This window comes from Litoribacterium kuwaitense (assembly GCF_011058155.1).
Lineage (GTDB): Bacteria > Bacillota > Bacilli > Bacillales > DSM-28697 > Litoribacterium > Litoribacterium kuwaitense.
The window spans coordinates 1-10,739 of the sequence record NZ_JAALFC010000063.1 but is presented as its reverse complement, the minus strand read 5'-3'; the positions used below and the strand labels follow the sequence as shown (position 1 = coordinate 10,739).

10 protein-coding genes and 2 pseudogenes are annotated in these 10,739 nt (G+C 38.3%); 6 read left to right on the top strand and 6 right to left on the bottom strand.

The features are described from left to right. Nucleotide 1 precedes the first annotated feature (1 nt). Entirely contained in the window at nt 2-163 is a 162-nt protein-coding gene (locus G4V62_RS20445) for a transposase (RefSeq protein WP_376768329.1), read from the top strand. Continuing rightward, nucleotides 138-338: a glycosyltransferase gene (locus G4V62_RS20935; protein ID WP_376768328.1), complete on the top strand. Its 201-nt coding sequence runs from the start codon at nt 138-140 to the stop codon at nt 336-338. Before G4V62_RS20445 ends, G4V62_RS20935 begins: the two co-directional genes overlap by 26 nt. Before the next feature lie 124 nt (nt 339-462). Here G4V62_RS20935 and G4V62_RS18130 read toward each other — a convergent pair whose 3' ends face one another. The 4 genes and pseudogenes from G4V62_RS18130 to G4V62_RS18115 all read right to left on the bottom strand — a co-directional run. Continuing rightward, on the bottom strand, nt 463-738 hold the full coding sequence (locus G4V62_RS18130) for a PqqD family protein (protein ID WP_165204928.1): 276 nt from the start codon (nt 736-738) through the stop codon (nt 463-465). Between the two features lie 284 nt (nt 739-1,022). After that, nucleotides 1,023-1,322 (bottom strand): hypothetical protein, encoded by a 300-nt coding sequence (locus G4V62_RS18125; RefSeq protein WP_165204926.1) that lies wholly within the window; start codon nt 1,320-1,322, stop codon nt 1,023-1,025. A 184-nt stretch (nt 1,323-1,506) separates the two neighbouring features. After that, nucleotides 1,507-1,995: a glycosyltransferase family 2 protein gene (locus tag G4V62_RS18120; protein WP_165204924.1), complete on the bottom strand. Its 489-nt coding sequence runs from the start codon at nt 1,993-1,995 to the stop codon at nt 1,507-1,509. A 250-nt stretch (nt 1,996-2,245) separates the two neighbouring features. Further along, a pseudogene (locus G4V62_RS18115) lies at nt 2,246-2,761 on the bottom strand (transposase); the annotation flags it as partial. A 719-nt stretch (nt 2,762-3,480) separates the two neighbouring features. Between G4V62_RS18115 and G4V62_RS18110 the strand changes: the two are divergent. After that, nucleotides 3,481-4,086: pseudogene (locus G4V62_RS18110) on the top strand (DNA/RNA helicase domain-containing protein); the annotation flags it as partial. A gap of 472 nt (nt 4,087-4,558) precedes the next feature. Beyond that, on the top strand, nt 4,559-6,466 hold the full coding sequence (locus G4V62_RS18105) for a 3'-5' exonuclease (protein WP_165204920.1): 1,908 nt from the start codon (nt 4,559-4,561) through the stop codon (nt 6,464-6,466). Nucleotides 6,467-6,665: 199 nt separating this feature from the next. On the opposite strand, the gene G4V62_RS18100 is transcribed toward G4V62_RS18105, so the two are convergent. Next, complete coding sequence (locus tag G4V62_RS18100; RefSeq protein WP_165204918.1) at nt 6,666-7,058, bottom strand: rhodanese-like domain-containing protein; 393 nt, start codon at nt 7,056-7,058, stop codon at nt 6,666-6,668. 12 nt (nt 7,059-7,070) lie between these two features. After that, nucleotides 7,071-7,496, bottom strand: a complete 426-nt coding sequence (locus G4V62_RS18095; RefSeq protein ID WP_165204916.1) for a MarR family winged helix-turn-helix transcriptional regulator — start codon at nt 7,494-7,496, stop codon at nt 7,071-7,073. A gap of 457 nt (nt 7,497-7,953) precedes the next feature. On the opposite strand from G4V62_RS18095, the gene G4V62_RS18090 reads away from it, so the two are divergent. Both G4V62_RS18090 and G4V62_RS18085 read left to right on the top strand, forming a co-directional pair. Then, nucleotides 7,954-8,352, top strand: coding sequence for a hypothetical protein (locus G4V62_RS18090; protein WP_165204914.1), 399 nt, complete (start codon nt 7,954-7,956; stop codon nt 8,350-8,352). Between the two features lie 561 nt (nt 8,353-8,913). Then, nucleotides 8,914-9,960, top strand: coding sequence for a 2,3-butanediol dehydrogenase (locus G4V62_RS18085; protein WP_165204912.1), 1,047 nt, complete (start codon nt 8,914-8,916; stop codon nt 9,958-9,960). The last annotated feature ends 779 nt before the right edge of the window (nt 9,961-10,739 follow it).

The following is a 10,739-nucleotide window of genomic DNA, read 5'->3' as shown; positions in this document are numbered from 1 at the left end:
TGTGCATCTTTCACACAATATCGCCCACAAGGTTCGTGTAGCTGACCGGGCTAAGATTTGCGAAGATTTCAAATTAGTTTACCGAGCCGAAATCCTAGAGAAGGGCGAGGCAGCGCTACAAACATTCGTGGAGAAGTATTCTTTATTTACACAAAATTCTTGACGATCCCACAAAAAAAGATGTATTAAATCAATATAAGAACAATAAAGCTATAAAAATCTTTAATCATGATATTAATAAAGGGTTTTCAGCGGCTAGGAATACTTGCATTACACATTTTAACGGTCAATATTATTGTGTAGTCCAAAATAAAAGATCTCGTATGAAGAAATGCTAGTTTTGTACCGTGTAAGACAAGGTGTCATTGATACTTTGAAAAAAGCTTTTGATAAGCATCTAATCCCTTATACGTGGATAACAGACCCCAATTCTAACTAAAGCGATATGTGTTTAACATAAAATTACCCAATATCTAGTAAGTCATTTTGATAAAGAGAACCTAAAAATGAATTAACGTCATTTTCAGCTTCATTGTGTTCAATGTCATGTTGTTCTGTAATGTTTTTAATCATTTGTTGTATTGGAATCTGTTTGCTTATGCTAGTAATAATACAAGTGCCTATTTCATCGACTCTAAAGAACTCGCCACTAGCTTCATCGAATACTATTAAATTTTTTCCCATCTCAGTAATATGTACCTTGGGTTTTAATTTCAAATTCACATTATTATAATTCATAACAATCAACCTCTTTTCTTAAAAATTTAATACATAAAATGGACTAGGAAAAAATTAAATTCAATGTTATTTTTTTAACCTTGAAACCGACTAAATAAATTATTCATCCCCTCTTAAAACATCAGTGGATTTTACAAATTTAACAATAATTATACTTATTTGGAAAATCACCTATTATATTCCTAATCCTACCTAGGGTACTACCAACATGTTTAATAACTATTGCGATACCTAAGTTTCCCATGTCTTAAAGTATGTTTCCGCGAAATGTTGGCGATACCCCATTAACTAAAACGAAATATATCTTGAAAATACTCTTTATAAATCTTAATAGTTTGATAAAAATCAAATTTTTCATTTAAGCAATTTGCTCTAAAATGACTACTAATCATGGTATTAAAGGTTTCCATATCATAATCATGTTTTTCTATAGTGAATTTCAATAATTTCAATAATTTTGCTGTTTCTAAGATATTTTTCGATTCCGTAAAGGCTCTAGCGGTGAGAAAATATCTATATAATAATAAATCATGTTGAGATATTTCCATCCCTAGATAGTCAAAAGCTTGTTGATATACACGCATATGCATGGAATCTCGTTTGTTTATATCCTTATTAGCTATTTGTGAAATTCCTGATTCATTAATCCTATATTTACAAGAACTTCTTGAATATTACTCAATTTCTGTTTAAATGATATCTGCTGCCACAAACCATAATCTTCAACAGATTGGTGGGCTTCATTGTAAGTAAAATTTCCTTCGTCAATTACCCTTTTCTGATAATAACGGAAGGATGCATTAGGGCACAGTGAAATAATAACCTAGTTTTAATTTCATTAGAATCTTTACTTACTATAGACTTTCCTATGGTACCTTTCTCATTGAAAACTAAGACAGATGTCCCTGAAACAGCAATGTCTTGATGCTCATCCATAAATTTTATTTGTTTTTCTAACCTCATTGGTAAACTAATATCATCTGCATCCATTCTAGCAATATACTCACTTCTAACTAAGCATATCCCTTTATTTAAAGTTCTAATTAAACCAATATTCTTGTCATTAGCAATATATTTAATCCTATCATCAGAGAACCTATTTATAATTTCCTCACTGTTGTCAGTTGATCCGTCATTAATAATTAAAAGATCAAATTCTTTATATGTTTGATTTAGTATGCTTTCTATTGCTTCAGATAAGTACTTTGCTCCATTATATACAGGCATTAACACTGTAACTTTTTTAAAAGTGTTCATTATTTTCGCTGTTTAAATACCTTTCTATTATTTTTCCTTCTAACTCTGCTTTACTATTATTTCATCGCCATAATTATTTCTTTACATCATGATTAATGGAGTTTTTTCTAGCTGTTTATAGGTCTAAGTTGATTGATATTTCTTATAATTATTATCTTAGTACTTAAGATATCATAGACTTCTGATTTTTCCAACCATAACCGTCAAGAATTTTGTGTAAATAAGGAATCTCCTTTCCTGTATACAATCTTTAGCTTTTCGTTTGAAACATGGCAGCCAGTTCCGAACGTGCCTGATCAAACCCACGGTGGCAACGGGTGGCGAAACGCTGATTGTAATGGTCGACTGGGAGGTCCAATGAGTCTTCATTCGGAATTTGTTCTTTACGCTTACTGTACCTCTTGATCTGATTGTTAAAGGATTCAATCAAATTTGTTGGATAAATGCTTGGCCAAATGGATGATGGGAAACGATAAAATGTGAAAATATAAGGGTTATTCAATAGCGATTTCGTTACTTTTGAATACGTCTCTTTCCACCTTTCCACGAATGTTTGTAGCGCTGCCTGCCCCTTTTCTAGGCTTTCTGCTCGGTAAACCAATTTGAAATCTTCGCAGCTCTCAGTCCGGTCAGCTACAAGAACCTTGTGGGCGATATTGCGTGAAAGATGGACGCAGCGCGCTTGATATTGACTACCCAGATAAATGGAGAAAACACTGTCCACGATACCTTTTAAGTCATATGAGATAAAGAGAAGGACTTCCTGTGCTCGAAAAAGAAAAACTTGCCCTATTTTTAGAAACGGCCAAAAATAATGGGCTTGAACATGATTACTTGGTGTTTCTAATACTAGACTATACTGGAACCAGGGGTGAGAATTAATTGCTCTAAAGTGGAAAAATGTAGACTTCCTAAACCACACGATAAGCACCAGAATTAGTACAAGTATTGAAATCGATATTATTGCAATCCCTAACAAGTAACCTAAAAAAGTAAAGGGAACTCCCGCATCTATATAAAATAATGGGTGTCCTTGCCGGTTGCCAGTCGATGATTTAAGTCGTCTTGGTTTAATTTTGTCCAGGTGAACTAAAAATAATTCGCCCGTGACGCTTAATAGAGTCGGAAATAAAAACAGAAATCAAATTCTTATTTGATTTTCCGATGTCCATAGATTTGACGACTCTTTTGAAATATATATCGACGGACAGCTCATCACGAATATGAGCTTCAGAGTAACATGCGCTTCTTGGAAGTTGTAGGACAGCACTTATTGCTGATACCGAGGATTTGGAGCGGTGTTTCGAATCACATCTACTTTCGTCCCATGATCAGCACGGCTTACTTTTTAGGTGCGCCTTGAGGGGAAAGATCTCTTCCTGTTCAGGTGTATGGTTATCTTTCCCCTTGAACGAACCACTTGTTTTGTACTGATACACCCATTTATCGAAGGCAGATGCGGTTGGAGATTACAATACCGAGCCGGTTTATCAGCTAACCACCCAATTTCGAATGCAGGCAAGCAATGACATGTTAGAGTGGATTGAGAATTTCGTTGCGAAGAAAATAACGGCATTTCCTAAAGACCCGCAATACGATTTTAGAATTTTTGCATCCGCAGGTGCGATGCATGAAGAAATTCAAGCGCTAAATAAGAAATATGGCTTAGCAAGAATTGTATCCACTTTTGATTATACACATAAGAAAGACAATCAAGCGTATTACGTAGAAGAAGAAGGCTTCAAGCTGCCTTGGAATGGGGATTATGGCAGTATCACCTGGGCGGAAAAGGAAGACACGGTTAGAGAAGTTGGGTCTATATATACGGTCCAAGGCTTTGATTTAAACTATGTCGCCGTCATCTTAGGTCCATCCATCTCATATGATGAGCAAACAGACACCTTGAAAATTCTGCCGGAGCATTATAAAGATACAGAAGCATTTCGAGGGAAAGACGAGTTTGAAAATAGCGAGGAAATCAAAGAAACCATCATCTTAAATTCGCTGAATGTGTTAATGAAACGAGGCATTCGCGGGCTGTTCATCTATGCGAGCGATCCAAAATTAAGAAAGAGATTGTTGGCGCTTTAACTAAGTTCCGAAAGAGGTCTCCCTCTTCAAGCGCGTGAGGGGCGCAGCCCAGCGGTAAGGGGGAGATGAATTTCGGTTGGCGATAGCTAAAACTATTTCTCTAAAAAGTACATGTAATGGTTCTATGTGAATGGTGTCGTCGTTGAGCAAAAGCGTTAGGTATTAGGTATAGGTCAATTAACTCTGATGTCGGGGAGGATAGCGATTGGTGAAACGGCTCTCCATATTTTCGCTAAAATCTTATGTGGTAGGGTTTTTCATAATGTACGAAACGCTGAAAAAATTGAAATTCTATTATGCCGGCCAATCCATGTGGGTTGGCTTTTTGATAGTGTCCTAGAGTTCGAAAGGAAGGTCGCTTCTGCAAAAAATCTAAAAATGCCAAAAAAAGAAAAACCTAATACCTAAATTATACATTTAATGATAATATAGTCATTAATACCTATAGGTTCATCAAAAGGGGGAGAGGCGTGTGGCCGTTACCATACCAGAATCCATTCGTAGTTCAGCCACCGTAGGGGAACGTATCCTTTTCCACACGTTAAAAAAATATCTGGATGATGATTACATCGTTTATTATGAGCCTGATATTAATGGAAAAAGGCCAGACTTTTTAATTATTGGGCCTTATTTAGGATTGCTCGTATTAGAAGTTAAAGATTATACCCTCACAACACTTCATTGTCTAAACCAGGACGAATGGACAATTAACAGTAAAAGTGATGGATTAGTGACGGTGAAGTCACCTTTAAAACAAGCGCGCGAGTATATGTTTCTTATTCAGAATCTGCTTAAAAAAGACAGAAATCTGACCCATCAAGATGGGAAGTATTTAGGGAAGCTGAAATTTCCGTGCGGGTTTGGGACGGTTTTTACACGCTTGACGCAGACGCAATGCATTAAAGCTGATCTCTATGAAGTAATTGACCCTACCTTTCTATTAACACGTGACGAAATTGATCCAGACCAAGAGCACTTTTCAGAGGAGCATTTAATTGAAAAACTGTTGAACATGTTTATCATTCCTTTTCGTTTAAAGGAACCGATCTCCAGTGAGGAGATTAATGCAATTCGCTATCACTTATTTCCGGAAGTGCGGATTAGCCGAGAATTTAAACAAGAAGCCCCGTACCGTGACCAATTGTTACTTTCTTTACATCATTTAGAGACAATGGATTTACATCAGGAAAAGCTAGCGAAGCAGTTAGGTGATAAAAATCGTTTGATCAGAGGGGTTGCTGGTAGTGGGAAAACGCTGATTCTAGCAAGCCGAGCCCGATTGATGAAGCAGCAGCATCCCGATTGGAACATCCTCATTCTTTGTTATAACATTTCGCTTTCCCGGTCGATTGAAGCGATGGTACGGGCGAAAATGGAGGAGCCGACGGATTTATTTGAAGCAGCCATAGATACCGAAGAGCGGATGAAGGGGATCACTGTCAAAAACTTTCATGAATGGTTGCAGCAAGACTTGCGCATTTCTGAAGCTCAGCTTCCAGTGATCTTAAAGAAATTAGAGAGTAAAGAGACCATTTTGCCGAAATATGATGCAGTTTTAATAGACGAAGGGCAAGATTTTAAATCCGATTGGCTAAAGTTAGTCAGTCTCTTATTAAACGAAGAGACCTATTCGATGCTGCTTGTGGAGGACCGAGCGCAAACGATTTATCAGCGAGGACGAAATTACTTGCAGCATACAGGACTTGATTTCAGAGGGCGTTCAAAAATCCTGCAAATCAATTATCGCAATACATCACAGATCGTACAGTTTGCCTGGGACTTTTATCAAGCGCATGCACCTTCACAAAAAGTTGTGACAGGAACAGCAGAGGGACAAGAAATCATACCACCACAAAGCACCCGAAGAAAAGGCCCCGAACCAGTTCTTATACGTGCCAATGGCTGGCGTGAAGAAGTACAGACCGTAGCCAGGACAATGAACAAACTTCACAAAGAAAAGCAAGTTCCCTATGAAGAAATGCTTGTTTTGTACCGTGTCAAACGAACACAAAAAATGAGTGTTATCGATACGTTGAAGAACACTTTTAAAAAGTATGAAATCCCTTACACATGGGTGACAGAAAGCCAGGAATCTAAACGGATTTATCAAAAGAACGATGGCACGTTGAAAATATGTACGTTTGACAGCAGTAAAGGGCTTGATTTTCAGGCGGTCTTTATCGTCAATGCAGACAATACACCGTTCGCATTAGAAAAGGATAAAAGCAGAGAAGCTGCCCGGATGTACATAGGAATGACGCGCGCGATCGAGTATTTAATGATCTCCTACAGCGGAGACTCCGAGTACACCGCTTATTTCGATCACATTTTGGAGAGAAGGCGAATGGCCGAGGAGGAGCAGGGGTTGGTGAGTAAGTAACGCTAAGAATCGTGCATTATGAATGTATTCCGCTACATAAAAGTCATAGAGAATGCTTCTTCTATGTTACGAGTTTCGATCATCGCTACTCTTGTGAATTAATGATTGGTTGGGGATGGTGCCAGGTTCCGATCCGATGCTTTATCGTTGGAGCCTGGCACTGTGCCCGTTGAACGACCATTTTGTGATTTTGATTTATTTAACAGCCACAATGGTTTTCCGTGTCATCCTCTTGGATCGTTTTGGAAATAGGAAAGTTCATTTCTTGCCACGCAGCAATTCCACCGGTTAATTCTTTTACTGTATACCCTTTTTCTAGTAAATACTTGGCGGACTTGGCAGCCGTATTACACCACACATCCCAGCAGTAAACAATCACCTCTTTATCCTTTGGTATCTCATCGATCCGGCTTTGTAGTTCTTTTTCAGGGATCACTATAGCCTCTTTGATCGTAGTATGTCTTACATGCGCTGGACCGTTGCTTACATCGATTAAGACGTATGCTTCCGGATTGTTCTTGTTTGCTATCAAATAATCCATTGGACTGATCGTTGCTTGGAGACGGGCATTAAAGTAATCAAGTGCATTCATGTGAATAACCTCCTACTGTTTATGATGACGCCATATATTTAAAAGCATGTCCTTTAGTAGCTGCTGATCTTTTTGGCCTAAAGGAGATAAGACTTCCGCTTCTGTTCTTGTTAAAAATTCCCAACAATTCACCAATACGCGAGCGCCTTTCTCAGTAATAATCAGGCTATAGGCTCTGCGGTCATTTGGATTTTTCGTCCTTTCCACAAGTTCCAAAGCTTCTAAGTGATCAACATGGCTCACCATCGTTGTCCGGTCGATACGCATTTTTTCAGAAATCTCTTTTTGGGATGAGTACGAATTTTCCTGAATAAATAGGAGAACACCATATTGTCTGGCATCGATATGAAAAGGGATCAATGTCTCTGCAAACTGCTGTTCCATTTGTTGCAAAACTTTTCCTAACAAAAAACCATAAGATTGATCTAGCTGGCTCAAATGTAAATCACCTCTAATGATTATCACTTATTAATATAATCAGTTTAAGTGATTATATTTTAAAAATCAAGGTGGCTAATTAGGTTGTATGAAAATACATCTTTGTGAACGGATAAAATAGACTATCAGGAGAGACATCCTCTAAAAGCAACTTACAGATAAAAAGTGTTCAAGCTTTTTTAGCTATTTCAGATCCAACTACTGATGATATAGAAGGAATTGAATCAATGTATTAATCTTGAAACGATAAGGAGGTTATTCAGATTGATAAGAAATAGAACACAGATTTATTATATTGTGGCCATTGTGGCTCTATTGACATTATTTATGGGGCATATCTCATTGTAAAAGATATCGGTCCACAAACACATTCTGTAGAGTCTGTTGCACCAAACATTCAACGTCTATCGATTTCTCCAGTGATCATCGAAGGGACAGAATGGATGAGGGGGAGGGTGTGAATTTAAATCGAGATCCTGATGATCCTGAAAAAGAAGGCGGGACCGTTACAGTTGGAACTGAGTATCAGGTGACTGTTACAGATGTGTTAAAAGGGGATGTGAAACAGGATGAGATCTTTGTTTCTGTCCAAGGGGGAAGTTATCAGAATCAAAAAGCTCCTTTAAAGTCGACGTTAGAAAAAGGAAAAACGTATTTGTTTTTTCTATTTGTCGCTGCACAAGGTCCACCACATTATTATGATGGAACCCAACCAAATATTTTTGAGATTTCTAAAGATAAAGTAGAGTTAGTGACAAATGTCGAGCAATACAGACAAACCTTCCAAGACGTAAATTTATCGAAAACCGCTTTTTACTCAAACTTAAAACAAGCCATCCAGTCTACCGAGCAATAGCGGTAAAAATGACAAACTTTTCTACAACCCCGCCGCCAAATCTTTGGCGGCTTATTTTTGTGAACGATCTGCTATGCCACCATAGAGCTATTACTTCTTATCTAGCAGAGGAAACAGCTCCTTAAATGAATAAATCGTCAAGTTAGGTTCAACCCAAATCCCAGGTGCAATGAGTATACTATATTTTCCTGTTCGAACTAATATAGCTGAGGCACCTATTGCTCAACTTACAAAGTGTGTTGAGAAAGAAATACATTTGATGAATTTGTTGCTAGGCATCTGTGGCATACAGATGTGGTTGGCAAAGCAGCAGTGCAGTTAAGGAAGACGTCCTTTCTTTCTACCTCAATAGAACGTTTTGTGTTGGGGTGAGAACAGAATCATCATGAGGCTAACAAAAGTAAAAAGAAGCAAAGAGAGAAATTCAAATATAGGAGATCGAAAATAAGGGGCAAAATGTCACATAAAATTACCAAGTGAATGGGATTTATATTGGTAAAAATGTTAGAATTAAGTTGATATACAAAGTGCTTCTAGATCTAGTTGACAGGAGTGGATGCAATGAAAGCAGCAGTATGGCACGCGAAAAAAGACATTCGTGTAGAAAATGTCGACGAACCAGTAGTTGAAGCAGGATCTGTGAAAATCAAAGTAGAGCAGGCTGGAATTTGTGGAAGTGACATGCATGAATATGTGGCTGGACCTATTATGATCCCGACAGAAACGGCGCACCCATTAACGAAGGGGACGGCTCCAGTCATTATGGGTCATGAGTTTGCCGGTGAAGTTGTCGAAGTCGGCGAAGGTGTTCGTCATGTGAATGTAGGAGATCGCGTGACGATCGAGCCAATGATCCTCTGCGGGGAATGTAAGGCTTGCCGCGAGGGTCGGTACAATCTTTGTGCAGTCATCGGTTGTTTCGGGATGTCAGGTGTAGGGGGCGGATTTTCTGAGTTTACCGTCGTACCGGAAAACATGGTGCATAAAATTCCTGATCACATGAGCTATGAATTGGCTGCATTAGTTGAACCGACTGCTGTCGCTTTTTATGCAGTAGAGCAAAGTCGTTTAAAAGTGGGCGGAACAGCGGCTGTTTTTGGGGCTGGCCCAATTGGTTTACTTACAGCCCAAGTTTGTTTCTTAGCGGGCGCAGAAAAAGTGTTTGTCATGGAATTAGCAGAAGAACGAAGAAAAGTCGCAGAACAGATAGGTGCAATTGCAATAAACCCAGCAGAGGTCAATGTTTCTGAAGAGATCATGAAACAGACCGACGGCGGGGTCGATGTCAGCTTCGAAGCAACCGGCGTTCCTGTTGTTTTACAACAAGCCATTGACAGTACAAAAATGTCTGGTCAAATCATTATTGAAAGTCTTTGGGAGTCCAATCCAACGATTGATGCCAATAGTGTCGTCTTTAAAGATCTTCATATCGCAGGGTCTATCGGCTATCGCAATGTTTTCCCAACGGTCATTCAACTCATTGCTGATGGAAAATTGGATGTCACTAAAATGATTACGAAAAAAATTGCCCTAGACGACATCGTGACTGAAGGATTTGAATCCCTCCTTCAAGAGAAATCACAAGTGAAGATTTTAATTAAGCCATAAACGGTCATGCATACGCCATAATCAAACGTCAACCCACGGGTAGGCGTTTTTTTATGGCATAATTTTTTGTGGATGTTCGGTCATCAAAGATACCGACAAGCCCTTAGATGACCAGAAATATAAAGGATGGTACACTGAACTGACCAGGGGAGTAAGGCGCAACGAGCACTCGAATAAAGCAAATAAAAGGGGAAAGAAGCCGGGAAAAAGTATATTTATAGCCATAAAATTGTCTTTGTACTATAAAGGTTTACTTTTTAAGCTTATTTACTTATAATATGACATAAGTAAATAAGCTTTACTTCTTAATCCCCCTAAAAATGAGCCCGCCAAGCTTTTGTTTTTAGGGGCTATTTATGTTCTCCTGTTAAGAATTGCTTATCCTCAATTTTAGCATACGCACCTGACAAATGGTACTTGAGCTAGAAAAAGTGAAGATTTTGGTCGAATAATGAACATTGATCATTCTGTAAACAACTCAAGGTCAGGATTACGAGATATGTTTTTCAATACTTATGGGGCCCAAAATGCTGTTGCTCTAGCTTAATTTTCGGAGTTGAGAGAGCTGAAGAGCCGTCAGAACGTTTGTTTTTTCAATTCAAACTCATTTAAAAGTAGTTCATCAATATTCGTAATTCGTATGAACTTGAAAAAATTAGCATTAACCAAGTTAAAACTGAACTAGGTCGTGTCTGAAAACTCGTCACTGTGTCAATTTGAAAATTGCAGCTACGTATACAAATGCTAGGAAGGACGTGGCCAACTTGTCGTAACGAGTA

Bases quoted from the DNA above. Each gene is read 5' to 3' on its own strand.
- G4V62_RS18130 (WP_165204928.1), bottom strand. From the start codon at position 738: ATGAATTATAATAATGTGAATTTGAAATTAAAACCCAAGGTACATATT.
- G4V62_RS18125 (WP_165204926.1), bottom strand. From the start codon at position 1,322: ATGCGTGTATATCAACAAGCTTTTGACTATCTAGGGATGGAAATATCT.
- G4V62_RS18120 (WP_165204924.1), bottom strand. From the start codon at position 1,995: ATGAACACTTTTAAAAAAGTTACAGTGTTAATGCCTGTATATAATGGA.
- G4V62_RS18100 (WP_165204918.1), bottom strand. From the start codon at position 7,058: ATGAATGCACTTGATTACTTTAATGCCCGTCTCCAAGCAACGATCAGT.
- G4V62_RS18085 (WP_165204912.1), top strand. From the start codon at position 8,914: ATGAAAGCAGCAGTATGGCACGCGAAAAAAGACATTCGTGTAGAAAAT.